At 60.2% G+C, this 23,955-nt stretch carries 29 protein-coding genes; 18 read left to right on the plus strand and 11 right to left on the minus strand.

Annotated elements, in window-relative coordinates; all coding sequences use genetic code 11:
• Positions 1-344, plus strand: a 344-nt coding sequence (locus HMCN_RS19545; protein WP_162174122.1) for a hypothetical protein, incomplete at its 5' end; no start/stop codon positions are given.
• Positions 345-458: 114 nt separating this feature from the next.
• On the opposite strand, the gene sugE is transcribed toward HMCN_RS19545, so the two are convergent.
• Complete coding sequence (sugE, locus tag HMCN_RS0108100; protein WP_025916909.1) at positions 459-779, minus strand: quaternary ammonium compound efflux SMR transporter SugE; 321 nt, start codon at positions 777-779, stop codon at positions 459-461.
• Between the two features lie 160 nt (positions 780-939).
• Between sugE and HMCN_RS0108110 the strand changes: the two genes are divergently transcribed.
• The 7 genes from HMCN_RS0108110 to HMCN_RS0108140 all read left to right on the plus strand — a co-directional run bounded on the left by HMCN_RS0108110 (position 940) and on the right by HMCN_RS0108140 (position 6,857).
• Positions 940-2,487 (plus strand): CHAD domain-containing protein, encoded by a 1,548-nt coding sequence (locus HMCN_RS0108110; protein WP_081801452.1) that lies wholly within the window; start codon positions 940-942, stop codon positions 2,485-2,487.
• A gap of 221 nt (positions 2,488-2,708) precedes the next feature.
• Complete coding sequence (gene trxC, locus HMCN_RS0108115) at positions 2,709-3,146, plus strand: thioredoxin TrxC (protein WP_025916911.1); 438 nt, start codon at positions 2,709-2,711, stop codon at positions 3,144-3,146.
• Positions 3,147-3,263: 117 nt separating this feature from the next.
• The gene (gene ispD / locus HMCN_RS0108120; protein WP_025916912.1) at positions 3,264-3,953 is read left to right on the plus strand and encodes a 2-C-methyl-D-erythritol 4-phosphate cytidylyltransferase; all 690 of its coding nucleotides are present in this window, start codon (positions 3,264-3,266) and stop codon (positions 3,951-3,953) included.
• Between the two features lie 140 nt (positions 3,954-4,093).
• Entirely contained in the window at positions 4,094-4,585 is a 492-nt protein-coding gene (gene ispF / locus HMCN_RS0108125; protein WP_025916913.1) for a 2-C-methyl-D-erythritol 2,4-cyclodiphosphate synthase, read from the plus strand.
• Between the two features lie 123 nt (positions 4,586-4,708).
• Positions 4,709-4,978 (plus strand): DUF4404 family protein, encoded by a 270-nt coding sequence (locus tag HMCN_RS0108130; protein WP_025916914.1) that lies wholly within the window; start codon positions 4,709-4,711, stop codon positions 4,976-4,978.
• A 41-nt stretch (positions 4,979-5,019) separates the two neighbouring features.
• Complete coding sequence (locus HMCN_RS0108135; RefSeq protein ID WP_025916915.1) at positions 5,020-6,462, plus strand: catalase; 1,443 nt, start codon at positions 5,020-5,022, stop codon at positions 6,460-6,462.
• A gap of 89 nt (positions 6,463-6,551) precedes the next feature.
• A complete protein-coding gene (locus HMCN_RS0108140; protein WP_025916916.1) occupies positions 6,552-6,857 on the plus strand; it encodes an encapsulin-associated ferritin-like protein in 306 nt (101 codons plus the stop codon).
• A gap of 118 nt (positions 6,858-6,975) precedes the next feature.
• Here the strand turns inward: HMCN_RS0108140 and HMCN_RS0108145 are convergent, their stop codons facing one another.
• Both HMCN_RS0108145 and ompR read right to left on the minus strand, forming a co-directional pair.
• Complete coding sequence (locus HMCN_RS0108145) at positions 6,976-8,310, minus strand: ATP-binding protein (RefSeq protein WP_025916917.1); 1,335 nt, start codon at positions 8,308-8,310, stop codon at positions 6,976-6,978.
• Positions 8,310-9,077, minus strand: coding sequence for a two-component system response regulator OmpR (ompR, locus tag HMCN_RS0108150; RefSeq protein WP_025916918.1), 768 nt, complete (start codon positions 9,075-9,077; stop codon positions 8,310-8,312). Before ompR ends, HMCN_RS0108145 begins: the two co-directional genes overlap by 1 nt.
• 160 nt (positions 9,078-9,237) lie before the next feature.
• Here ompR and HMCN_RS0108155 point away from each other — a divergent pair, with 160 nt between their 5' ends.
• Entirely contained in the window at positions 9,238-9,567 is a 330-nt protein-coding gene (locus HMCN_RS0108155; RefSeq protein WP_155837476.1) for a hypothetical protein, read from the plus strand.
• Between the two features lie 22 nt (positions 9,568-9,589).
• On the opposite strand, the gene arfB is transcribed toward HMCN_RS0108155, so the two are convergent.
• From arfB to HMCN_RS0108170, 3 genes are all read right to left on the minus strand, one after another.
• Positions 9,590-10,000 (minus strand): alternative ribosome rescue aminoacyl-tRNA hydrolase ArfB, encoded by a 411-nt coding sequence (gene arfB, locus HMCN_RS0108160; RefSeq protein ID WP_025916920.1) that lies wholly within the window; start codon positions 9,998-10,000, stop codon positions 9,590-9,592.
• A gap of 28 nt (positions 10,001-10,028) precedes the next feature.
• Positions 10,029-11,117 carry a CaiB/BaiF CoA-transferase family protein gene (locus HMCN_RS0108165; RefSeq protein ID WP_025916921.1) on the minus strand — a complete coding sequence of 363 codons (1,089 nt, stop codon included), beginning with the start codon at positions 11,115-11,117 and terminating at the stop codon, positions 10,029-10,031.
• Between the two features lie 164 nt (positions 11,118-11,281).
• Positions 11,282-12,796, minus strand: coding sequence for an AMP nucleosidase (locus HMCN_RS0108170; RefSeq protein WP_025916922.1), 1,515 nt, complete (start codon positions 12,794-12,796; stop codon positions 11,282-11,284).
• Positions 12,797-12,934: 138 nt separating this feature from the next.
• Between HMCN_RS0108170 and HMCN_RS19200 the strand changes: the two genes are divergently transcribed.
• Positions 12,935-13,141, plus strand: coding sequence for a hypothetical protein (locus HMCN_RS19200; protein ID WP_155837478.1), 207 nt, complete (start codon positions 12,935-12,937; stop codon positions 13,139-13,141).
• 19 nt (positions 13,142-13,160) lie between these two features.
• Here HMCN_RS19200 and HMCN_RS0108175 read toward each other — a convergent pair whose 3' ends face one another.
• A complete protein-coding gene (locus tag HMCN_RS0108175) occupies positions 13,161-13,775 on the minus strand; it encodes a hypothetical protein (protein ID WP_155837480.1) in 615 nt (204 codons plus the stop codon).
• Here HMCN_RS0108175 and HMCN_RS19990 point away from each other — a divergent pair.
• Positions 13,774-13,896 (plus strand): hypothetical protein, encoded by a 123-nt coding sequence (locus tag HMCN_RS19990; RefSeq protein WP_255342427.1) that lies wholly within the window; start codon positions 13,774-13,776, stop codon positions 13,894-13,896. The two genes, HMCN_RS0108175 and HMCN_RS19990, sit on opposite strands and share 2 nt — an antisense overlap.
• Here HMCN_RS19990 and HMCN_RS0108185 read toward each other — a convergent pair.
• The 4 genes from HMCN_RS0108185 to HMCN_RS0108200 form a co-directional block, all read right to left on the minus strand.
• Positions 13,880-14,743 (minus strand): fused MFS/spermidine synthase, encoded by an 864-nt coding sequence (locus HMCN_RS0108185; protein ID WP_025916924.1) that lies wholly within the window; start codon positions 14,741-14,743, stop codon positions 13,880-13,882. The two genes, HMCN_RS19990 and HMCN_RS0108185, sit on opposite strands and share 17 nt — an antisense overlap.
• Before the next feature lie 113 nt (positions 14,744-14,856).
• Positions 14,857-15,111 carry a DUF2164 domain-containing protein gene (locus tag HMCN_RS0108190; protein ID WP_025916925.1) on the minus strand — a complete coding sequence of 85 codons (255 nt, stop codon included), beginning with the start codon at positions 15,109-15,111 and terminating at the stop codon, positions 14,857-14,859.
• Between the two features lie 102 nt (positions 15,112-15,213).
• Positions 15,214-16,611 carry a class II fumarate hydratase gene (gene fumC, locus HMCN_RS0108195; RefSeq protein WP_025916926.1) on the minus strand — a complete coding sequence of 466 codons (1,398 nt, stop codon included), beginning with the start codon at positions 16,609-16,611 and terminating at the stop codon, positions 15,214-15,216.
• A 77-nt stretch (positions 16,612-16,688) separates the two neighbouring features.
• The gene (locus tag HMCN_RS0108200; protein ID WP_025916927.1) at positions 16,689-17,114 is read right to left on the minus strand and encodes a thioredoxin family protein; all 426 of its coding nucleotides are present in this window, start codon (positions 17,112-17,114) and stop codon (positions 16,689-16,691) included.
• A gap of 471 nt (positions 17,115-17,585) precedes the next feature.
• Here HMCN_RS0108200 and HMCN_RS0108205 point away from each other — a divergent pair, with 471 nt between their 5' ends.
• Genes HMCN_RS0108205 through HMCN_RS0108235 form a run of 7 tightly spaced genes read left to right on the plus strand, consistent with a single transcriptional unit; the run spans position 17,586 to position 23,876 of the window.
• Positions 17,586-18,572, plus strand: coding sequence for an SGNH/GDSL hydrolase family protein (locus HMCN_RS0108205; RefSeq protein WP_035626333.1), 987 nt, complete (start codon positions 17,586-17,588; stop codon positions 18,570-18,572).
• 17 nt (positions 18,573-18,589) lie between these two features.
• Positions 18,590-20,437 carry a carbamoyltransferase gene (locus tag HMCN_RS0108210; RefSeq protein ID WP_025916929.1) on the plus strand — a complete coding sequence of 616 codons (1,848 nt, stop codon included), beginning with the start codon at positions 18,590-18,592 and terminating at the stop codon, positions 20,435-20,437.
• Positions 20,424-20,795 carry a hypothetical protein gene (locus tag HMCN_RS0108215; RefSeq protein ID WP_025916930.1) on the plus strand — a complete coding sequence of 124 codons (372 nt, stop codon included), beginning with the start codon at positions 20,424-20,426 and terminating at the stop codon, positions 20,793-20,795. Before HMCN_RS0108210 ends, HMCN_RS0108215 begins: the two co-directional genes overlap by 14 nt.
• Positions 20,796-20,844: 49 nt before the next feature.
• Positions 20,845-21,561: a tRNA (adenosine(37)-N6)-threonylcarbamoyltransferase complex dimerization subunit type 1 TsaB gene (gene tsaB / locus HMCN_RS0108220; protein WP_025916931.1), complete on the plus strand. Its 717-nt coding sequence runs from the start codon at positions 20,845-20,847 to the stop codon at positions 21,559-21,561.
• A complete protein-coding gene (gene rimI / locus HMCN_RS0108225) occupies positions 21,558-22,037 on the plus strand; it encodes a ribosomal protein S18-alanine N-acetyltransferase (RefSeq protein ID WP_025916932.1) in 480 nt (159 codons plus the stop codon). The genes tsaB and rimI overlap by 4 nt, the downstream gene beginning before the upstream one ends.
• Positions 22,034-22,912, plus strand: a complete 879-nt coding sequence (locus HMCN_RS0108230; RefSeq protein WP_025916933.1) for a uracil-DNA glycosylase family protein — start codon at positions 22,034-22,036, stop codon at positions 22,910-22,912. The genes rimI and HMCN_RS0108230 overlap by 4 nt, the downstream gene beginning before the upstream one ends.
• Complete coding sequence (locus tag HMCN_RS0108235) at positions 22,878-23,876, plus strand: DUF1853 family protein (RefSeq protein WP_025916934.1); 999 nt, start codon at positions 22,878-22,880, stop codon at positions 23,874-23,876. Before HMCN_RS0108230 ends, HMCN_RS0108235 begins: the two co-directional genes overlap by 35 nt.
• Positions 23,877-23,955: the final 79 nt, after the last annotated feature.

Here is a 23,955-nt window from a genome sequence, read left to right on the forward strand (position 1 = left end):
AATTTGCCGCAGCTGGTGGAGCGCCTGCGGTGCCGCCATTCCTGACCTGGCGGCTGGCATTGCGGGCTGCCGCCAAGGCCGGTTTTCGGCCGGAAAGGCCCTCTGCACGGAACACTTATGCACAAATAAAGCAAGCGGAAAAATATTTAAATATTTTTCTAGTCATGCGATCTTATTTTTCTAAGTTATTGATTTTAAATGAATTATTTATTGCAATCGGATTAAGCATTTTATTGAAACCCGCGTCGTTGCTTACACCGCAGGCTGTCAAGTGGGGGTTGTCCACAAAGTTATCCACAGTTGTTGTGGATAGATTAAAAAAGTCTTACGAAACTGATAGTTAGCGTATTTGATGATGATTTACATTAACTTGCGGTTGCCTGATCGCAGGCGCGCTGGCTGTTGCGCCCTCTTGACATCCTGTGCATTGGGAAGTTGTTGCTTGGAAATAATTATATTCAGTCCGGCGTGGCCAGTTTCAGACCGATAATGCCGGCGATGATCAGTGCCACGCTGATCAATCTGGCCGTATTTGCCGGCTCATTGAGCAGCACAATGCCCAGCACCACCGTGCCGACCGCGCCGACGCCGACCCAGACCGCGTAGGCGGTGCCAACCGGCAGCGACTTCAGCGCGATGCCCAGCAGGCCCAGGCTGAGCAGCATCGCCACTGCAGTGCCGACGCTGGGCCACAGACGGGTGAAGCCTTCGGTGTACTTGAGCCCGATGGCCCAGCCGATTTCAAACAGTCCTGCCAACACCAGAATAATCCAGGCCATCGATAACTCCATGCACGGTAGATGGGGCCGTCCCCGGGCGGTAATGGAGCGGTGAGGTCGTCCTCACTTCCGTTTATACAGTCATGGCCGCAGCGAAGGTTTTTGCCGGCAGCTTGTTGATGTACAGCATGGGCAGGCGCATTGCGTGTGCTACTTTGCAATGCATGAATCCATTTTCCGGCAGCTGCGCATGGAAACCGAACTGAAACTCTTGCTGGATCCGGCCGACGCGGTGCTGCTGCGCCGGCATCCGCTGCTGCGCCGGCATGCGCTTGCCAGGGCGCGCACGCAACAGCTTACCAGCATCTATTTCGATACGCCGGACGGTTACTTCAGACGGCATAATGCCGGCTTGCGGGTGCGCCGGGTGCAGCGGCAGTGGATCCAGACCCTGAAAGCCGACGGCCAGGTAGCGGCCGGCCTGCATCAGCGCGAGGAGTGGGAATCGCGGGTGGCGGGCGCCTTTCCTGACTTGGCCGCGCTGGCCGATCTGGTTGGCGACCGCAGCAAGTGGCGTCGCAGATTGCGCAGGGCGGACCTGAGTGCGCAACTGGTGCCGATTTTTACCACCCGATTCCGGCGCACGCTGTGGCAGTTGCGACTGGGGCACGGAGAAGAGGTCGAACTGGCGCTCGATCAGGGCAAGATAATCCATGCGGCAACAAGCGTGCCGATCAGCGAAGTCGAGCTGGAACTCACCTCCGGCGCGCCGGCCGGGTTGTTCGCCCTTGCGCTGGAATTGCAGCAGGCGCTGCCGCTGCGGGTTTGCAATATCAGCAAGGCCGAACGCGGTTATGCGTTGCTGGCGCCGCCGGTACCGCCGCCGCCGTTGCCGGCGCCGCCCCTGATGCTGGCGCCGGTGTCGAGCGCAGGGCAGGGCTTGCAAACGATCATCGGCAATTGCCTGGCGCAGATCCAGGGCAATGAGGATGGGGTCGTGCACGGCAGCGATCCGGAAAGCGTGCACCAGATGCGCATTGGCTTGCGCCGGTTGCGCAGCGCAATCAAATTGTTCGCCAGGCTGGCCCCTTGCCCGGCGGCGCTACAGGCCGAGCTGAAATGGCTGTCGGGCGTACTGGGCGCAGCGCGCGACTGGGAGGTTTTTTTCGCCACGCTGGCTACGTTGGCAGATGCCAACCCGGTTCCGGCCCGGTGGGATGCGTTGCAGCAGGCAGCGCTGGCGCTGGCGCGCCAGCATCGGCATCGGGCCGGTCTGGCTCTGGGGTCGGTGCGCTATGCGGCATTTCTGCTGGCAATCGGCGGTTGGCTGCACAGCGCGCCGCCGGACGGCCGGATGCAGCGATTGCCGCTGGCCGACTTCGCTGCCGACACCTTGCGGCAATCCCACCAAAAACTGAAAAAATGCATCAAACGCTTGCCGGGTGGCACGCCCGAAGCATGCCACCGAGTGCGCATTGCGGCCAAGACGTTGCGCTATGCCAGCGAATTTTTCCAGTCGCTGTATCGGCCGGGGCCGATGCGCGCCTATCTGCAGGCGCTGTCAGCGCTGCAGGAGCGGCTGGGCCGGCTCAACGATGCGGCGGTGGCCGGCCACTTGCTGGGGCAAATCGCGCACCGCCATCCGGAATTGGCTTACAGCGCTGGATTGGTTCAGGGTTATCTGGCAGCGCGCAGCGAGCGGCAGATTCGCACCATGGACCGGTACGGGCGGCGGTACATGGCAATCAAGGCTCCTGTTTTGCAATGACAGTGCAATTTCTGGAAAACTTGGCCAGTAGCGGCGAAAGCGTCGCAAGCGCGAAGTGACGTTCGCAACCCGATGCATTGCTTTAAAACATGGAGTATCGTGATTTTTATCATATTTCACGCACATTTTTATTGCGTGCATGAAATATACTCATGACAATGCAGGTAACCGCACCGGATTTCATCGTTGTTTTACCCTCAGCCTTAGCCGAAAGGAAAGCCATGCCGGATTCCCTGCATATCGTCTGCCCCCGGTGCGATGCGGTCAATCGCGTCCCGACGGCAAAATTTGACGCGCAGCCCACCTGCGGCAAATGCCAAAAACCGCTGTTCGCCGCACAGCCGCTGGAGCTCGATGGCGCGCGTTTCATGCGGCACATCACGCGTAACCAGATCCCGGTGCTGGTCGACTTCTGGGCGCCGTGGTGCGGTCCCTGCCGCATGATGGCGCCGGCTTACGCGCAGGCGGCGCAACGCCTGGAGCCTGCGATTCGGGTTGTCAAACTCAATACCGAACAGGCGCCGGAGTTGGCGGCGCAATATGCGATTCGCAGCATTCCGACCCTGGCCCTGTTCAAGAACGGACGCGAAGTGGCGCGGCAGGCGGGTGCGATGGACGCTGCCGGCATCGTGGCGTGGGCGCAGGCGCATGCCGGCTAGCTTCGGCGGCCGATCCTGAATGTCTTTCGAGAACTGCTGTTTTCTCTCCGGGCGCAGCGCGCACCCTACAATACGCATTGCATCAGACCTTAATCCAATGAATATGAACCAATTCCAATGAATCCACTTCGCCATTACGCCCTGATCCCTGCCGCCGGCGTCGGCGCCCGCATGGGCGCGGAGTGCCCGAAGCAGTATTTGCCGCTGGCCGGCCAGCCGATGCTGCGCCATGCGGTGGCGGCGTTCCTGCACAGTCCCCTGATCGCGCACACCTTTGTGGTGGTCAGCCCGGATGACGCGTATATCGACCAGGTGCTCGGCGATCTGGCTGGCGTGACGGTGTTGCGCTGCGGCGGCGCGACACGCAGGGATTCGGTTTTGAACGGCTTGCTGGCGCTGCGCGACCGGCTGGCGGCCGACGACTGGGTGCTGGTGCACGATGCGGCGCGCCCCGGCCTGACGCCGGCGCTGATCGCAAAGCTGGTTGAGGCCATCGGCGATAGCGCGGTTGGCGGCTTGCTGGCGCTGCCGGTGGTCGATACCGTCAAGCGGATGGAGGCGGGTCGGGTCCAGACGGTGCCGCGCGACGGCCTGTGGCTGGCGCAGACGCCGCAGATGTTCCGCTACGCGTTGCTGGAGCGGGCTTTGCGCACCGCGGCGCAAGTGACCGACGAAGCCAGCGCGATCGAGGCCGTCGGGCTTACTCCGCTGCTGGTGGCGGGCCATGCCTGCAACCTGAAGGTCACGCAGCCGGCGGATATGGCCCTGGCGGAGCTGTTCATGGCTACCGGGCGCGATATATACTAATGATGGTATTTTTTATTTTCGCTTATTATTAGGCGAAAAATAATGATTTTTTTGTATATACCCATCGTTTTTTTATTTATTTGAGCGATCGATATATTCCGCAGGGCACTCGATAACTGCCTGCTTGAAGGTAATTTGACATGATTAATCCACCACCATTTCGTATCGGCCAGGGCTTTGATTGCCATGCGCTGGTGCCCGGCCGCAAGCTGGTCATTGGCGGCGTGACCATCCCGCATAAGGCCGGCTTGCTCGGTCATTCCGACGCGGATGTGCTGCTGCATGCGATTACCGACGCTCTGCTGGGCGCGGCCGGTCTGGGCGATATCGGCCGCCATTTTCCGGACACCGATCCGGAGTTTTCCGGCGCCGATTCGCGCCGGCTGCTGCGCGAGGCGTACCGGCGCGTGACGCTCGCAGGCTATGTGCTGGGCAATCTGGACGCGACCATCATTGCGCAAGCGCCAAAAATGGCGCCGCATATCGGCCAGATGGTCGCCCATCTGGCCGCGGATCTTGGCGCAGATGCGGGCCGGATCAACCTCAAGGCCAAAACCAGCGAGAAGCTCGGCTACCTTGGCCGTGAAGAGGGAATTGCGGCAGAAGCGGTGGTGTTGATTTATCTGCAGTGAGTTGTCTTGCGATAAGTCTTTGCACTAATTTGAAAGTTTGGTTAAATGGATACAATCCGGCAAACAAAATAGCGTTGCCACCACACTCACTGCACTGTGAACCAGCCTCACCGAGGAGCATCAATGGATACGAACGAACTGAAACAGACCCTGATAAAACTGCATGCCAATCTGGAAACGACCGAGAATCTCGACCCGGAACTGAAGGAAATCCTGCAAGTGCTGGACAAGGACATTCAGGCCTTGCTGGATAAGGACGATGCCGATGATTCGATCTCGGGCGAGTTGGTGGATCGCTCGCAAGCCATTTCGGCCAAATTTGCCGCCGAGCATCCGCAACTGGAGCCGATTTTGCGGGAGTTGGGACAGATCCTGCAACGGATGGGAATTTAGGCATCTTGTCGACCGTTAGCATTGACTGAAATGGAGTGTCTATGAAGCCCACAAAACCTTTGACTACCGCTGCCGGCGCCCCCGTGGCCGACAACCAGAATTCGCTGACCGCAGGGGCGCGTGGGCCGATGCTGTTGCAGGATGTCTGGTTCCTGGAGAAGCTGGCGCATTTCGACCGCGAGGTGATCCCCGAGCGGCGCGTCCATGCCAAGGGCACCGGCGCTTACGGAAAGTTGACCGTCACCCATGACATCAGCCGGTATTCGAAGGCGAAAATCTTTGACGCGGTGGGCAAGCAGACCGATTTGTTCATGCGCTTTTCGACCGTGGCCGGCGAGCGCGGCGCGGCCGATGCCGAGCGCGACGTGCGCGGCTTCTCGATCAAGTTCTATACCGAGGAAGGCAACTGGGACATCGTCGGCAACAACACGCCGGTGTTTTTCGTGCGCGACCCGTTGAAGTTTCCCGACTTCATCCATACCCAGAAACGCGATCCCCGCACCAATCTGCGCAATCCGGTGGCGGTCTGGGATTTCTGGTCGCGCCATCCGGAGTCGCTGCATCAGGTCACGATCCTGATGAGCGAGCGCGGCTTGCCGCAAAACCTGCGCCAGATGCACGGCTTCGGCTCGCACACCTTTTCGATGATCAATGCGCAGAACATGCGCACCTGGGTCAAGTTCCACTTCAAGTCGATGCAGGGGATTGCCAATTACACCGATCAGGAAGCCGGCCAAGTGGTCGCAAAAGACCGCGAATCCTCGCAGCGCGACCTGCTTGAGAACATCGAGCAAGGCAATTTTCCGCGCTGGCGCATGTGCATACAGGTGATGACCGAGAGCCAGGCCGCTGCAGCGGCGTTCAACCCGTTCGACCTGACCAAGGTCTGGCCGCACAAGGAATACCCCTTGATCGAGGTCGGCATCCTGGAGCTGAACCGGAATCCGGAAAACTACTTTGCCGAAGTCGAGCAGTCGGCGTTCAACCCGGCCAATGTGGTGCCGGGCATTGGCTTCTCGCCGGACCGGATGCTGCAGGGCCGCCTGTTTTCATACGGCGACACGCAGCGCTATCGGCTCGGCATCAATCATCACCAGATCCCGGTGAATGCGCCGCGCTGCCCGTACCAGCACAGCTTCCATCGCGACGGCGCAATGCGCACCGACGGCAACCTGGGCTCGACCATCAATTACGAGCCGAACCGCCTGGGCGAATTTGCCCAGGATGCGGCTGCGGGCGAGCCGCCGCTGGCCCTGGACGGTGCGGCGCAGCGCTATGACCACCGCGCCGATGGCGACTATTACAGCCAGCCGGGAGCGCTGTTTCGCCTGATGGACGCGCAGCAGAAACAGCAATTGTTCGACAATATCGCGCGCTCGATCGGCAGCGTGCCGCAAGACATCCAGCGCAAGCAAATCGAACATTTCAACAAGGCAGATCCCGCTTACGGCGCCGGCGTGATGGTGGCTTTGGGCTTGTCTTGAGCGCGTTCGCAACGCGCGCAACGCGGCTGGCAGGAATGCTTCAGAGCGCTTCTGTCAACCGTGATTTTTAACCTGGAAAGGAGCACACCATGTCAAACGAAGGCTACCACGAGTCGATCGAAAAACTCTCGGCCCAGACCATGGACATGCATCGCGCGATCACTTCGCTGAGGGAGGAGCTTGAAGCCGTGGACTGGTACAACCAGCGCGTCGATGCCTGCACCGATCCGCAACTGAAGCAGATTCTGGTGCACAACCGCGACGAGGAGAAAGAGCATGCGTCGATGATTCTGGAGTGGATCCGCCGTCGCGATCCGAAAATGGATAACGAGCTGCGCGAAGCCCTGTTCAAGGCCGGCCCGATCACCGGTCAGCACAAGGACCCGGAAGAATGAGCCAAGCCGGGAGTATCAATGGGGTATCGCAAAAATATGGTGCTTCCAGCTCGAATATGCTGCGACCTCAAAAATACACCTGATTAGTATATTTTTAATTAAATGCCGATGCATTTAATTAAAAGGCAATCCTGACCGCCAGCCCGCGGCCATCCTTGCCCCGGCCTAAATGCAGTTGCGCGCCGTGGCGCTTGACGATACGCTGCACGATTGCCAGCCCCAGGCCGGCGCCGTTGGCTTGGCCGCGCGCGGCATCCATGCGGGTAAATGGCCGCAGCAGGCGGTCGATCTCCGTCTCCGGCACGCCGGGGCCATGGTCGGCGATTTCCAGTATCGATTTGCCGTTTTCAATGAGGCTGCGGATATCGATCTCGGCTACCTCGGTGCCGGCGGTCTTGCCGTAGCGGCGCGCATTTTCTATCAGGTTGTTGACGACGCGCTTCAGATCGGTCTGATTGCCGCGCAGCTGCATCTGCGCGGCGATGTTGGTCGTAATGCGGAGGTCGGGCAGGCGTTCTGCTTCCCGGGCGCAGTCGTGCAGCAGCGCGGACACATCGACCGTCGAAAAGCTGGCGGCATCGGCCGGCCGCGCGTAATCGAGGAATTGCCCGATGATGGCGTCCATCTGGGCGATGTCGGCCGACATGCCCTGCCGGGCTTCGGCAGATAACGGCGCCATTTCGATTTCGAGCTGCATTCTGGTGATCGGCGTGCGCAGATCGTGCGAGATGCCGGCCAGAATGATCGCGCGGTCGGATTCGATCTGATTCAGGTCGTCGACCATCTGGTTGAAGCTGCGGTTGGCTTCCCTGATTTCGGTCGGGCCCTGTTCCGGCAGCGGCGCCGGCTGTTTGCCTTTGGCTATGTCGCGGGCAGCGGCGGTCAGCCTGGCCAGCGGCTGGTTGATCAGGCCGGAGATGAACAGCGCGCCCAGCAGCGACAAGCCGAAAATGCTGGCGCCCCAGCCCAGCAGTTGCAGGCTGGTGAAGTTTTCGATCCGGTCGCGCTCCAGCATCAGCCAGTATTCATCGTCCTCGATGCTGAAACTGACCCAGAAACCGGCGACGTCATTGACCTTGCCGGCGAAATGGGTGTCGCGGCCCAGCGTGTTGCGGATGTTTTCCTGCAGCGCCAGCCCGATCTCGCTCTCCGGCGTCGGCTCCACCCGGTCGCTGCTCTCCAGCGGATAGATGCGGATGCCCTCGTTGCTGGCCAGGTCGAACAGCAATTCGCGCCGCAAATCGGGAGCCGAATGCGTCAGCGCCGCGCGCGTGATGGTGACGATGGACACCACTTGCGCGGCCAGCTGGCGCGCGCGCGGCGTGCGTTCGAGTACGCGGTAAGAACTGATCCAGACCGTCATGCTGGTCATCATCAGGATCGCCAGCAGCAGAAAAGTGCGCCAGAATAAGCCGCTGTGCAGCCAGTTGAAACGGGGGCCGGTACGGTGCATCAGCGCGGCCGGCCTTCGGGGATGAATACGTAGCCCAGGCCCCAGACGGTCTGGATATACAGCGGGTTCGATGGATCCGGCTCGATCAGCTTGCGCAGGCGCGAGATCTGGACATCAAGGCTGCGGTCGAACGCCTCGTATTCGCGGCCGCGCGCCATTTCCATCAGTTTTTCGCGCGACAGCGGTTGCCGCGCATGGCGGGCAAAGACTTTCAGCACCGAGAATTCGCCGGTGGTGAGCGCGATCGTTTCGCCATTCTTTTTCAGCGAACGGGTTGCCAGATCCAGCACGAAGCCGCCGAACTCGAAGGTTTGCGGGGTGCCGGAGGGCGCGCCCGGAGCTTCTTCCGGGCCTTTGCGGCGCAGCACCGCGTTGATGCGGGCCACCAGCTCGCGCGGGTTGAACGGCTTCGGCAGATAGTCGTCGGCGCCCATTTCGAGCCCGATGATGCGGTCGATATCCTCGCCCTTGGCGGTCAGCATGATGATCGGGGTGTCGTCGCCGGCACCGCGCAGGCGGCGGCAGATCGACAGCCCGTCCTCGCCCGGCAGCATCAGGTCGAGCACCAGCAGATCGTAACGCTCGCGCAGCCAGAGCTTGTTCATCGCCGTCGCATGTTCGGCGGTGACGACATGAAAACCTTGTTCGGTCAGGTAGCGGCGCAACAGATCGCGCAGCCGGATATCGTCGTCCACTACCAGAATTTTGGCCTGAGGGGTATCGCTGGTCTGGGTATTGGGCGTCATGTTGGGGTTGGTTGTGTTCATGTTGTTATGGTAACGTCATAAAGATGCTGCGAAAATGCAATGTCGCCAAGCATTACAAACAGTTACACACTTTACCGTATGACGCTTAGAGCATGGGGCAAAGCGGCCTACACTGGAATTCATGCGGCAAAGTCAGGTCGGCAATACGAAAGAAATTCCAATGAAGATATCATGCAACAGCATTTTCCTCGCGCTTCTGCTGGCAGCCGCAGGAGCGGGCGCCAGCGCCGAACCGGGCCGCGGCCGCGGGGAGCGGCAGCAAGACCAGGCGCAGCAGGAATACTATGCGGACCGCAACGCTGAGCGCGGCACGCAGCGCAACGACCGCGCTTGCCCGGGGCCGTATGGTTGCGAGCAGAACGGACCCAATGCGAATGGGCGCGCAGCGGCCAGGAATACGGGCAAAATGACGCCGGAAGAACGCAGCGCGCTGCGCCGTCAGATCAATGAAGCCGGCCAGGATATCTATTCCGGCAAGTACAAGCGCTGAATTCCGGCACTAAACTCTCGCACTAAGCCCCGCTGACCTTGCCGCGCATGCGCTTGAGGTCGCCGTGGGTGGCCTTGCGCTCGAGCCGCTTGCGCTGCGAGTTGCGGGTCGGCCTGGTCGGCCTGCGATGCTTCGGTAGCACCGCCACGCTGTCGACCAGTTCCTGCAGGCGCTGCAGCGCCTCTTCCCGATTCTTTTCCTGACTGCGGTGCGCCTGCGCCTTGATGACCACCACGCCATCCTTGGTGATGCGCTGGTCGTGCAGTTTCTGCAGGCGCTCCTTGATGTGCTGCGGCAGCGATGAGGCTGCAATGTCGAAGCGCAGATGAATCGCACTCGATACCTTGTTGACGTTCTGGCCGCCAGCGCCTTGGGCGCGGATCGCGCTGATCTCGACCTCGTGCTGGTCGATGGTGATGGCGGGCGTGTGCATGGGATGGCTTTTGCTCAAAAACAGAACTTTACTGCCGGAACTGTACCGCCGGCGCGACACTGGCGTAAGCGCCTTCGGTCGGATGCCGGGCCTGATGCACCATGTCGCGCGCCCGGAACAGCGGATGGGCCAGCGCTTCATCCATGCGCAGGATCGGCGTCACGCAGCAATCGGCTGCGGCAAAGCGTTCGCTCCAGGTCGCCAGCGTCTGTTGCGCAAAAATCGCGTCCAGTTCGGCTTTGATGGCCATCGCCTCAGGGCCGCCGACTTCCTGTCCGAGGCTCCAGTGGCTGGATTTGAGGTCGGGGCGCGCCAGCACATCGCAGCAGCCTTCCCAGAATTTCAGCTCCAGCGCGCCGACCGCCATGAAGCGGCCATCGCTGGTGCGGTACACGTTGTAGCAGGGCACGCCGCCGGTCAGCAGATCGCGCCCCGGCGCAGCGGGATGGCCGAAGTTGTTTACCGCCGCCAGCGGCATGATGTTGTGCGCCAGCACCGCGTCGGTCATCGAGACATCGACGAAGCGCCCGCTGCCGCCCATTTTTACGCCCAGCAGCGCGGCCAGGATGCCTTGCACCGCCGCCTGCGCGCCGCCCAGCAGGTCGCCGACCTGCAGGTTCGGCAGCGCCGGCACGCCGTCCGGCCCGACGTTCTGCTCCAGCATGCCGGCATACCCGATGTAATTGATGTCGTGCCCGGCCAGTTGCGCGAACGGGCCGCTCTGGCCGTAGCCGGTGATCGCGCACATCACCAGCTTCGGATTGCGCTGCCGCAATACCGGCCAGCCGACGCCCAGCTTGTCCATCACGCCGGGGCGAAAGCTCTCGACCACTACATCGGCGCTTGCCACCATATTCAGGAATTCCGCGCGCTCGGCGTCGTCCTTCAGATCAAGCCGGATGCAGCGCTTGCCGCGATTGACCGCGATGAAGAAGTGCGACACCGCGTGCTTTACGTGCCCCATGGTGCGCGCATAGTCGCCGGCGCCGCGGTCCTCGATCTTGATGACTTCCGCCCCCATGTCGGCCAGATGCATGGTGGCAACCGGCCCCGGCAGCAGCCGGGTCAGATCGAGGATGCGGATGCCGGCCAGCGGCAGGTCGATTGGTGTAGTCATGGTTTTCAGGGCGTGCAGTGGTATGAAAATAGGAAGTATCGGCGAAATATACTGGATATTTCACGTAAGTTGCGTCGACAGGAAGGGGCAGCTCGGCCGGGCATGTCGAGCCGGGCGATTTTTTGCGTCCGGCGTCGAGATTGCGTCCGATGTTTTTCGCAGACTTATTGAAACGCCACCTCGGCAAAGCTGCGCAGCTTGCGGCTGTGCAACTTGTCAACGCCTTGCTTGCGTAACAGTTCTAATGCGCGGATGCCGATACGCAGATGCTGATCGACCCGCTCGCGATAGAAGTGGTTGGCCATGCCGGGCAGTTTGATATCGCCATGCAGCGGCTTGTCGGACACGCACAGCAAGGTGCCGTAGGGCACGCGAAAGCGGAAGCCGTTGGCGGCGATGGTGGCGCTTTCCATGTCCAGCGCAATCGCGCGGCTCTGGCTGAAGCGGCGTTCCGGGGTGCGCTGCGGCAGCAGTTCCCAGTTGCGGTTGTCGGTGCTGGCTACGGTGCCGGTGCGCATCACCCGCTTCAGCTCGTAGCCGGTGAGCTGGGTGACTTCGGCCACTGCGGCTTCGATTGCAACCTGCACCTCGGCCAGCGGCGGAATCGGCACCCACAGCGGCAGGTCTTCGTCCAGCACGTGGTCTTCGCGCACATAACCGTGCGCCAGCACGTAGTCGCCCAATTGCTGGGTGTTGCGCAGACCGGCGCAGTGGCCGAGCATCAGCCAGGCGTGCGGGCGCAGCACCGCGATATGGTCGGTGATGGTCTTGGCGTTGGCCGGCCCGACTCCGATATTGACCATCGTGATGCCGCTGCCGTCGGCGCGGATCAGGTGAAAACCGGGCATCTGCGGTAGACGCGGCGGCGCGGCGCCGATGTCGTCGCCCGCTTGCGCCGTGCAGCCCACGCGCCGGGTGATGACGTTGCCGGGCTCGACAAAAGCGATATAGGTATCGTCATCCGCGGGGGCCGAAGGATCGGGGGCGCGGCTCATGATCTCGTGCCCCATGCGCACGAACTCGTCGATATAGAACTGGTAATTGGTAAACAGCACGAAATTCTGGAAATGTTCAGGCGCAGTGCCGGTGTAGTGCCGTAATCTTTGCAGCGAATAATCGACCCGCGGCGCGGTAAACAGCGACAACGGCCGGGCTTCGCCGGGCGGCGCTTCGTAAGTGCCATTGGCGATGCCGTCGTCCATGGCGGCCAGGTCGGGCAGGTCGAACATGTCGCGCATCGACAGGCGCCGCTCGGCGCTCATGCTGCCTTCGATGTGGTCGTGCTGCGCAAACGAAAAATGCACCGGGATCGGCTGCGCGCTGGTGCCCACTTCCAGTTGCACTTGCTGGTTGCGCCCGTGGTTTTTCAGCAGCAGGCGGAATTGCTCCAGATAATAGCTGGAGAACAAATCCGGTCGCGTCAGCGTGGTTTCGAAGGTGCCGGCGCCGGCCACGAAGCCGTAGGACAGGCGCGAATCGGCCCGCACCACGGTATCGGTATGCACCCGCAAAAACGGGTAGCAGGCGCGCACATGGCCGCCCAGGTTTTCGCCGCCGACGAAGCGCTGCAGGGACGCGCGCAAATGGCTGACGCTGCGCTCGTAGATGGTGCGCACCTGTTCGAGGGCTGCGGCCGGATCGTCAAACAGGGCGGGGGCAATGAAATGCGGTGTCAGCAAGATGCAACTCCTGGAGTCGGTGCGTGAAGGGAGTGAAGCGCTCGGTCATAGTGTTGAAATGGACGCCACCCTCTCTCCAACGGCATCGCACTGTGCCAGGCGTGCCTGGCATGCGACCAGCAAAAGGAGCAGTCCAGCATGAATGCTACTGCAAAAAAAACAATCAGTCTGGATATTGCGAGCAATCCGTTGGTCGCTGCCGGCCTCGATGAGAGGGGGAAGGCAGAAACCGATGCGAGATGCGGTGCCATTGAGCGTTGCCAGCATGCCAGCGGCCACCCTGAAATATGCAATATGACGGGTATTTTTACTATCCGAAATAAATATATGCGGCAAATTGCATGAAAATTGCCATACTCCTTATTTATCCAGTAATGCCCTGCGATCCCGGATGGCGGTTTTTGCGGTAGCTGGCGCGGCTGCTCCTGCGCTGCTGCCGGGCTTGCTCTGCTTCCGCCGTGCGGCCCTGTATCTGCAGCGCGGCCACCAGCACTTTCCAGCCCAGGGCGTGCCGGGGATAGGCGTGCGCGAGGCTGCGCGCCAGGGCTTCCGCCTGCGCATAGCGGGCCGCCCGGTAGTGCGCCAGCAGCAGGTAAATCTGGCTGCGGCCCGGCGCATGGCTGTTGCCGAGCGCCATTTTCCACGGCCAGCGCGGCAGCTTTGCGGTATAGCCTGGATTGGGCGGGCGGGTTGGCCTGATGTCGGCGGGAGGCGATTGCTCCGGCTGGATTTCCGGTGTTTTTTCCTGCATTTCCCCGCTTACCTGCGGCGCGAGCCGAGGTTTTCCGGCCTTGATCAGCGCATCGATGTAACCGAGCCAGTGTTGCCCCTGGTGCAAGGACGTTTGGGTTTGCTTGAGAGCGTGGTACAGAACTTCAGCTTGCTGCCATTGGCCGGCCTGGCAATGGGCAATCGTTTGCGCAATTGCCTGCTCCAGCGACATCGAAGGTTTTTGCTGCGGAAATACAGAGTTGGGCATGACAGATCAATACAATCAGGGAGGGGGCATTATCCTCGAAACTGCGGCGGTGCGGGATAACACAAGTCTGGATGAACCGGCGTTGATGGATGCCGGCCGCAAGCTCAGGCGGCGCTGGTGACGCCTTGCAGGAAGGCGGTGCGCATGTCGTTGCCCGCAGCCTGCTCGAAGTCCGCACGGCTTTTGCCGTACGCAGTTTGCAAGCGGTCGGCCAAGTCGGAAAAAGAGAAGCTGTGGCGCAAGTCGAGTTGCATCGTGCGTTTTGACAGTGACGAGCGGAACATGGCTTCATCGATGTTTTTGGCTGCATAGACAATGCGGTTGAAACTGCCGCTGGCGCCGGTCCACCACAATCTGTCGTCAAAGACCGCATGCAGCCGCTGCATGACGGGCACCAGGTCGGCGGCATCTCCCCACAGATTCGAAACCAGAACGCCGTCGTGTTCCAGTACGCTGCGGCAGCGCCGGTAAAATGCCTCGGTGCTGAGCGATGGCGCGAGGCCGTCGGCGCTGAAGCCATCATGCAGGATGATGTCGACCTGATGGTCCATGGCGGCCAGATAGTCGACTGCATCTGTGTGCATGATCTGAAAGCGTTCGTCGTCGTCTGGAATGAGGAATTTATGCCGCAGGTTGATGACGTCTGCGTCCAGTTCAAGCACGGTGATACGGGTTGCGGGCAACGCCCGATAGCAGTATTTGGCAAGGGAGCCGCCGCCCAATCCAATCATCAGGATATGGCGCGGTTCGGGATTGAATAGCAGAAAAGCCATCATTGCCTGGGTGTAAGTGAGCAACAAGCGGTCCGGCGCGGAAATGCGCATTGCACTTTGAATGAATTTTTCATCAAAGTGCAAGGTGCGCAGATCGCCGTGATCAAAAGCAAAGGGCTTGCCTTCGCTTTTGAATAGATCATTTTCAAAGCGGCTGGGAAGGCTTATGTCGTCATCGAGACTTGAATTTTTCATTGTGAACACGATTCCTGGCGAGCGTCTCTTGGTGCAAGAAGATGAAAGATGGGCGAAGTAGCGCAATTATACGCGGACAATCGCCGCCGTCAGCCAATGATCGCAGATGCGGCTTATTTCGTGCTGCGCCAATAGGCAAATTCCGTTTCATGGCAATCGCCATCCATTTCGGCAACCTTATCCTGCAGGTGCGATTGCGCGTCCAGGATGGCCTGGTTGTAGATGCTGGGGCCGATTTCCCGAATACAGAAATCCAGCAATAGCGCGGCTTTCAGGTCGCCGACCGGTTCCTCCATGTTTTCTGAAAAATAGCGCTGGATGGATCCGATCAGGCGCAGCCGGGCTTCTTCCCTGAGTTTGATGGTCATCTTGATTTCTTTGATAATTATCTGGAGTATTTTAAAATGTCGCAGCAAAAATATGCACAAAACACCATGAAAATTGGCATACTCCGGTTTGACTTCATGTTTTCATGGGGTGGTATTGCGCGTCATCTGCGCCGGTTGCACCCAGCGCTCGAAATCTTCTCCGGTCACATAACCCAATGCCAGCGCAGCCTGTTTCAGCGTGCTGCCGTCGTGATGCGCTTTTTTGGCGATCTGGGCCGCGCGGTCGTAGCCGATATGGGGTGCCAGAGCCGTCACCAGCATCAATGAGCGTTCCATCAGTTCGGCGATGCGCGAGCGGTTGGCTTGTATGCCGCTGACGCAGTAGCGATCAAAACTGTTGATGCCGTCGCGTAGCAGGCGCAGGCTTTGCAGCATATTGTGAATAATCAGCGGCTTGAACACATTCAATTCAAAATTGCCGGAAGCAGCGCCGAAACCGATCGCGACATCATTGCCGAGCACCTGGCAGCACAGCATGGTCAGCGCCTCGCACTGGGTCGGATTGACCTTGCCGGGCATGATCGAACTGCCGGGCTCGTTTTCCGGAATGCTGATTTCTCCCAGGCCCGAGCGCGGCCCCGAGGCCAGCCAGCGGATATCGTTGGCAATTTTCATCAAGGCCACCGCCAGCGTCTTGAATGCGCCGTGGGTGGACACCAGCGGATCGTGGCTTGCCAGCGCCGCGAACTTGTTGGCTGCCGAGGTAAATGGCAAGCCGGTGGTTCGCGCCAGTTCCGCCGCCACCCGCTGGCCGAATTGCGGGTGGGTGTTCAAGCCGGTGCCGACCGCCGTACCGCCGACCGCCAGTGCATACAATGCCGGCAGCGTGGTGCTGATGCAGGATTCCGCATGTTCCAGCTGGCTGATGTAGGCGGAAAATTCCTGGCCCAGCGTCAATGGCGTTGCATCCTGCAGGTGGGTGCGGCCGATCTTGACGATGTCATCGAATGCCAGCGATTTTTCGATCAGCGTCATGCGCAATTTCCGTATTGCCGGCAGCAGCGTTTTTACAATGCCGGCAGCGGTCGCCACATGCATTGCGCTCGGAAAGATGTCGTTCGACGACTGGCCGAGATTGACTTCGTCATTCGGATGCACCAGCCGCGCCTCGCCGCGCGTTCCGTTCAGCAGCTCGGAAGCGGCATTGGCCAGCACTTCGTTCATGTTCATGTTGGTTTGGGTGCCGGACCCGGTCTGCCAGATCGCCAGCGGAAATTCGGCCGGATAGCGGCCCGCGCTGACTGCTTCAGCAGCCTTGATGATGGCATCGGCCTTGGCAACCGGCAACAGGCCCAAGTCCCGGTTGACGCAGGCGCAGGCGCCTTTGATGGTTGCCAGCGCGATGATCAATTCGTCCGGCATGCGTTCGCTGGAAATGGCGAAGTGCTCAAGCGCGCGCTGCGTTTGCGCGCCCCAAAGCCGATCTGCCGGGACTTCTATGGTGCCGAAGGTGTCGCGTTCCGTGCGGTTTTGCTTCATGCTGCGCTCCGATGCGGTTGGTTGGACTGCATTGCCCGGTCCAATTGGATGCTGCAGTGCTCAGGAAGTTCTGACGGTCATGCCGCTGCATCCAATAAGGTGCGCAGATTGCAGTCGCGCTGCCAGTCGCGCCGCTCGGCGCTGCCGTGCGCTTCCGCCTGCAAGTCAGCATCATTTTTCTCCAGTTGCGACTGGATCAGGCGGTCGGCCAGACGCATGTCCGGCAGTATGGTGCCGAAAAAAGCGACCGTGTCGCCGTGCTGGATCAGCAGGGTGGGGAAGTTGTCGATGTCGAGATCGCCGACCACATCGGCCTGATCCTCGATATCGATCCAGACCAGCTGCTTATCCGGGTGCCGTGCGGCCAGCTCTTCAAAACTGTTCCTGAAATCAGTGCAGGTGCCACACCATGCTGCGCACAGGCAGGCAATTACCCAGCGGTTATCGTTGAGTGCAGCAGAAATCCGGCTGCGATTATCGTTGTCAAGAGTCAGACTGAGCATGAGCGTATGTTGTGCAGAAGAGCGGTGGGCATATCGGTTAAGGACACATGTCGCCCTCCGAGGGCGCATGTACGAATAATTACTAATTTGATAATTATCAAGTTTGATCCGTGTAGCTTGATTATATTGAACTTCAATAATTCGTAATGAGTCAGTTTTCGGTGCGAACCCCTCAAGCATCGGATTTCGTTATGCCCATCACACCTTATGCAAGGGAAGTGCGACGGAGTTTGCACAACAGGGAGATTTTAAAAGTTCTTAAAATTCGCCCGAAGCGTTCCTGAAAAATGCGTCGACCATCGGGCGATTCACCAAACATACTAAACGCAGTCGCAGCCTGAAGCCGGCTTGGCACAGGGTTTTCAAGAAGAAACATTGATCTGTTAACAGCAGCAATACCGTATTCAGTCGCAGGTGAGGGAATCCAGCCGGATTTTATCCCCGCCTGCTGACAATGGCCGGGAAGGTGCGATGAGACAGTTTTACGAATATCACCCGGTAGTCGGCTATCGCTTCATTCCGAACCTCAGGGCGCGGATACCGCACGAGGGCGGCGGGTATTTGATTCGGGTCAATGAGGCCGGGTTCCGCTCAGACCGACCGTTTGTGAAACAGCGCAGCAACGGTTGCCGACGCGTATTGTTTTTTGGCGATTCATTCACCGCCGGCGATGCAGTGGCTAATCACCAGCGGTATACCGATCTGCTTGAAGCCAGAATACCCGCATTGGAAGTCTATAACTTCGGCCTGTCTTCCAGCGGCACCGATCAGCAGTACTTGGTGTGGCGCGAGTTTGCGCAGGGCATAGAGTGCGATCTCGTGGTGATCGCCGTGTTTGTCGAGAACGTGCGGCGTGTCGCGGCGCGATACCGGCCGCATCACGACGAAGCCGGGCGCGAGCGCATTTATGCCAAGCCCTACTACACCCTTGAGCGCGAACTGCTGCAACTGCATCACGTTCCGCCCCGGCCCGATCCGCTTGAGGCGCACGAATTGTCGCCCGAGGAAAGTGGCGCGGTAGATAGCGGTGGCCGCTTTCCGCTGCTCAGGAAAGTGGTGACTGCTCTCGGCGCCAAGGAGGCGATGCAGCGCCTGTCCCACTACCAGCCGGTGCCCGAATACAACGCCGGCGATAGCCCCGGCTGGCAGCTGATGCGCGCCATCCTCGCGCAATGGGTGCGTTCGATTGGCAAGCCGGTGCTGATCATGCCGATCCCGCTGCCCCAACACATCGATGAAACCTGCGATGCCTCGCCTTATCAAGCCCGGTTTGCCGAACTGGCGGCCGAGCTGGGATGCGCGTTGTACGACCCGCTGCCCGACTTGCGGCAATGTAGCCCGGCGCAGCGGCGGCGCTTGCGCTGGGAGAAAGACATCCACTTTACGCCCGAGGGGCACGACGTACTGGCCCGGTCGCTGGCGCCGCTGATAGAGCAACTTCTGGCTGGGCAACGCTAAACGCAAGGGAGCTTCATATGGGGAAAATCATCCTCGGTATCTCGGCTTTTTATCATGATTCAGCCGCAGCTTTGGTCCGGGATGGTGAAATTATCGCCGCCGCACAGGAAGAGCGGTTTACCCGCAAGAAGCATGATCCACGCTTTCCCGAGAATGCAATCAACTATTGCCTGGAAGAGGCTTTCATCGACGCGGCAGATCTTGATGCGGTGGTTTTTTACGACAATCCCATCGCTACCTTTGATCGCATAGTCGAAAATGCGCTGGCGGCAGGTGTGGGCGGACGCACGCAGTTCGTGACGGCTGCAGCTGCGTTATTGGGCGAGAAGGTTTGGGTAAACGAGCATGTGCAGCGCTGCATCGGATCGCTTGGCCGCGAGGGGCGGGTACTGTGCGCCGAACATCATATGGCGCACGCGGCCAGCGCGTTTTACCCGTCTCCGTTCGAGCGCGCGGCCATCCTGACGATCGACGGCGTCGGCGAGTGGGCCACTACCAGTTTGGGCGCAGGGCAAGGCAACAACATAAAATTTTTTTCCGAAATCGATTACCCGCATTCGCTGGGGCTGCTGTATAGCGCCTTTACCTATTTCTGCGGCTTCAAGGTGAACTCCGGCGAGTACAAGCTGATGGGTCTGGCACCTTACGGCGAACCAAAGTATTACGATGCGATTTGCAAGCATTTGATCGACGTGCGCCTCGACGGATCCTACCGCCTCAACATGTCATATTTCGGGTATATGGACGGAGCGGTGATGACGGGGGAACGTTTCGCGTCGCTCTTCGGCGGTTCTGCGCGGCAGCCCGAATCGCCGATAACGCGCCGCGAAATGGATCTCGCCGCCAGCGTGCAAAAAATCACGGAGGAGATCGTGCTCAGGACAGCGCGGCACTTGCGTGATATTACCGGCGAGAAAAACATCGTGCTGGCCGGCGGCGTGGCCCTGAACTGCGTCGCGAATGGCAAGCTGGCCGCAGATGGCATCTTTGACAAGGTCTGGATTCAGCCTGCAGCAGGCGACGCAGGCGGGTCGCTCGGTGCGGCGCTGCTCGCAAACCACATGTATTTCGACCAGCCGCGCAGCATCGATCCGAGCGGGTGCGATGCGCAGAAGGGCAGTTATCTGGGGCCTCGTTACTCCGGCGATGAGGTAGTGGCCTTTCTCAAGCGCAAGAGTTTTCCGCACGAGCGCATTGCAGATCTGGCCGAGCGGGTCAAAATCGTTGCGCATGCGATGGCCGATGGCAAGATTGTCGGCTGGTTCTCCGGCCGGATGGAATTCGGGCCGCGTTCGCTCGGAGCCCGATCGATATTGGGCGACCCCCGCAACAAGGATACCCAGGCGGTGATGAATCTGAAGATCAAATTCCGCGAATCGTTCAGGCCATTCGCACCGAGCGTGTTGCGCGAGCGCTGCGCCGAATACTTCGACCTTGCGTGCGATAGTCCATACATGCTGCTGGTTGCGCCGGTCCAGCAGGCCCGCCGGCTGCCCATGGACAAGGCGTGCTTCGATGGTGGGAACGATGACATGATGTCTGTAATCAATCAGCCCCGCAGCGATGTGCCTGCTATCACCCACGTCGATTATTCCGCGCGCATCCAGACCGTCGATTCCTACACGCACCCGGAGTATTACGCCCTCATTAAAGCGTTCGAGCAGCTTACCGGTTGCGGCATGCTGGTCAATACATCGTTCAATGTGCGTGGCGAGCCTATCGTCTGCACCCCGCAGGACGCGTATCGCTGTTTCATGCGCACCGAGATGGACCTTCTCGTGCTGGAGGATGCGCTGTTGTGGCGCAGAGATCAGCCGCCTTTGGACGACCAGGAAAACTGGAGGGAGACTTATGCGCTCGACTGAAGATGACAAGCTGCGCGAAGTTGTCGGGACGTTTTTCGATGATGTGCTGATGCCGATGGCGAAGCGCATGCGTGCCAGCGGCATCCAGCCATTCCCGGTGCAACCCGATGTTTCCCGGCTCAGCTACTATGCGCGCCGTTCGACGTGCTCGATGACGCGCGACGACTTTACTGCCCCTTCCTGCATCGACTTCGAGGACTTTGAGCGCCGCCTTGCTGCGCATTGGACGGCTCTCGGCCGTAGTGAATTGGCCGGCGAAGCCGCCCGCATCGCTGACCTGGCGCGCGCAGCGCACGCGGCTTTTGCCGGCAACGAGCAGGACGCCGAGATTTCCCCCTATATCTATGTGATGTTCTGAGCGATTAAAGGCGGTAGGACGGATCCGTCCGTCGCGGTAAAATATGCGGATGCCTATCATCCTTGCCATCGAAACATCTTCCGAACTTGCTTCTGCTGCCTTGCTGCAGGGCGATACGCTGCTGGTGCGCGAATCGTCAGGCGTCCAGACCCACTCCCAAACCTTGCTGCCGATGGTGCAAAGCGTATTGGCGCAAGCCGATCTGCGCCTGTCGCAATGCGCGGCGATCGCTTTTGGCGCCGGCCCCGGCGCGTTTACCGGCGTGCGCACCGCTTGCGGCATTGCTCAGGGCCTGGCGTTCGGAGCGAACTTGCCGGTAGTGTCGATTGTTACCTTGCTGGCGATGGCCGAGGCTTGCCGAGCCGAAACTGGCAAGCATGAAGTGCTGGCTGTACTGGATGCACGCATGGGCGAAGTGTATTGGGCTCAATACAGTTACGTTGATGGTTGGCGCACCGTAATCGAGCCGACTCTGTCGGCGGTCGCCGATGTGCTGCCGCAGTGCAAAGATGGATTGGTTGCTTGCGGCAATGGTTTTTCCGCGTATCCGGGCGAGTTCGCGTTGCAGACGCAAATTTACCCGTGGATGCAGCAGGCGTACGCCGAAGTGATGCCTTATGCAGCGTCGGTGGCGCGGCTGGCGCGTACGGCATTTGCAGCCGGCCATATCTTGACCGCGGAACAGGCGCAGCCGATTTATCTGCGCAACAAGATTGCGCTGACCACCGAGGAACGGTTGGCACTCAAGGCCGGAGCGGCCCGGTGAACGCCCAATCTTTTTTTTCCTCGACATTGCCGATGCGTTTTGCGCCGATGCTGCCGGAAGATCTGGATGCCGTAACGGCCATCGAAAATACCGTCTATCCGTATCCGTGGACTCGCGGCAATTTTCAGGATGCATTGGACAGCGGCTATCAGGCCTGGGCGGCGCGCGATGATGCGGGTAATTTGCTCGGTTACTTCCTGCTGATGACGGCGGTGGATGAAGGGCATTTGCTCAATATCAGCGTGCGGGGCGATTTGCAGGGACGAGGATTCGGCCGTGCGCTGCTGGAGCGGGCGGTGTCGATGGCACGCGAACTGGGGCTGACTTCGATTCTGCTGGAGGTACGCCCATCCAATGCGCGTGCGATACATATGTATGGACATTACGGTTTTGTGTCAATCGGGCGCCGCAAGGCGTATTACCCGGCAGCCGGGGATGCACGCGAAGATGCCATCGTGATGCGGTTGTCTCTATGAGGCAGGAATCCCGCCGCCGCGCCGCTTTCTTGCAGGAAATGGGCGTGGGCGCCATCTGGGTCCGCCGCGATGCCGATGCCGATTTTGACCTGCCGGTTCGGACGCAGAGCGGTGCTGACGCCGCCGCCTTGCCTGCAGTCCAGCCGGGCGCCGTGTCGCCGGCGCCGGCCGGGGGGGCTTCGGCTGGCGCGGATGCCGCCTGGGATGAATCGCCCTCGGCAAAGACGATGCGCCGTTTGACAACCGATCCGGCGACCTTGCCGTCCGCGGCAGAGACCGCCGCGATGGATTGGCAGCAATTGCAGGCTGCGGTTGCTGCCTGTCGCGGCTGCGACCTGTGCCAGGGGCGCAGCCGGACCGTATTCGGCAGCGGCGACCGGCAAGCCACATGGCTGTTTGTCGGCGAAGGCCCCGGCCATACCGAAGACCTGCAGGGAGAGCCTTTCATGGGCTCTGCCGGCAAATTGCTCGATAGCATGCTGTCCGCGATGGGACTCAAGCGCGATGTCGACGTGTATCTGGCCAATATCGTCAAATGCCGCTCGACCGATGCAAATGGTGCCGACCATGCGCCGTCGCAGCAACAGATTGCCTCGTGCAAACCGTATCTGGAGCGGCAAATCGCCTTGCTGCAGCCGGCAGTAATCGTGGCGCTCGGCAAGACGGCTGCGCTGGCGCTGCTGGGATGTGAGGTCGATACCCATTTATCGTCGCTGCGCGGCCGGTTGCATCGTGTCAATCAGACGCCGACCGTGGTTACCTATCATCCCGCCCATTTGCTGCGCAATCCGATGGCAAAACGCGAGACATGGGATGACCTTTGCCTGGCGCTGGGTGCTTATGTCAATCAAACCGCCGACCGAAACGCTGAGTAAGCCCGCGCTGCCCGTCACCTGCCAGGCCGATTTCCATCGGCGCTGGGGGCATCTGCGCGATCCGCATGTGCGTTCTCTGGCATGGCTGCTGAGTGCGCCGGATTTGCTGGACCTGCAGGCGCCGCAATGGCGCGGCCTGATCGCCACGTTGGGCGGTGCAGTGGATCAGGCCGCAGTGGACTGGCTGGCAAAACTCGATGCAGCACCGGCCGGACTGCATGCGTTTCTCGATATAGGGCCATTTACCCGGCTGGGCCGATACGCCGAAAAGCTGCTGGCATACTATTTCCTGCATCAGGGCACGCTGTTCGCCCACGGCATCCAGGTGCGCGCCAGCAAGGACGATACGGTGGGCGAGTTCGATTTTTTGCTGTGGGATGAAACCGCGCCAGAAACTGCGCTGCTGCACTGGGAGTTTGCGACCAAGTTTTACCTGCTGGAATCGGGCGGAGCCGGGCTGGAGGCCGATTATTTCGTCGGCCCGAGCTTGACCGATACGCTGGGTGCGAAGATGCGCAAGATCCTCGACCGCCAACTGCTGCTGGCACAGCATCCGGCGGCGCAAATCCATTTGCCGCAACCTGTCGTATCGGCCCGGGCGCTGATCAAGGGCTGGTTGTTCTACCACGGCGGCGATCGATTGCCGCCGGCGATGGGCTTGTCGCCGGCGCATTGCCGCGGTTTCTGGTGCACGCTGCCGGAATTCGCAGCGGTACGGGCGGAACGGCTGGCGATTTTGCCGCGCCTGTCCTGGCTGGCGCCGGTCCGGATGCCGCTAGCTGCGGCGCTGGACAAGCCGCAATTGATATCCACGCTGGCAGCACAATTCGAACACAGCACGATGCCGGTAATGGTGGCGCTGCTGCGGCAGCACGGGGATTGTTTGCTGGAAACCAGCCGCGGCTTCATCGTGCCGGACGACTGGCGCGGCAGAGCGCATCAGCGCCGTCGACGCGCAATTTAATGCCGCTGTTCAATAACTAAAATACCGTGGGTATGCATTCGTAAGGCACTGAATGCATGTGGTAATCATGCTATGCCTG

The organism is Herminiimonas sp. CN (genome assembly GCF_000622895.1).
In the GTDB taxonomy this organism is placed as follows: Bacteria; Pseudomonadota; Gammaproteobacteria; order Burkholderiales; family Burkholderiaceae_D; genus AVCC01.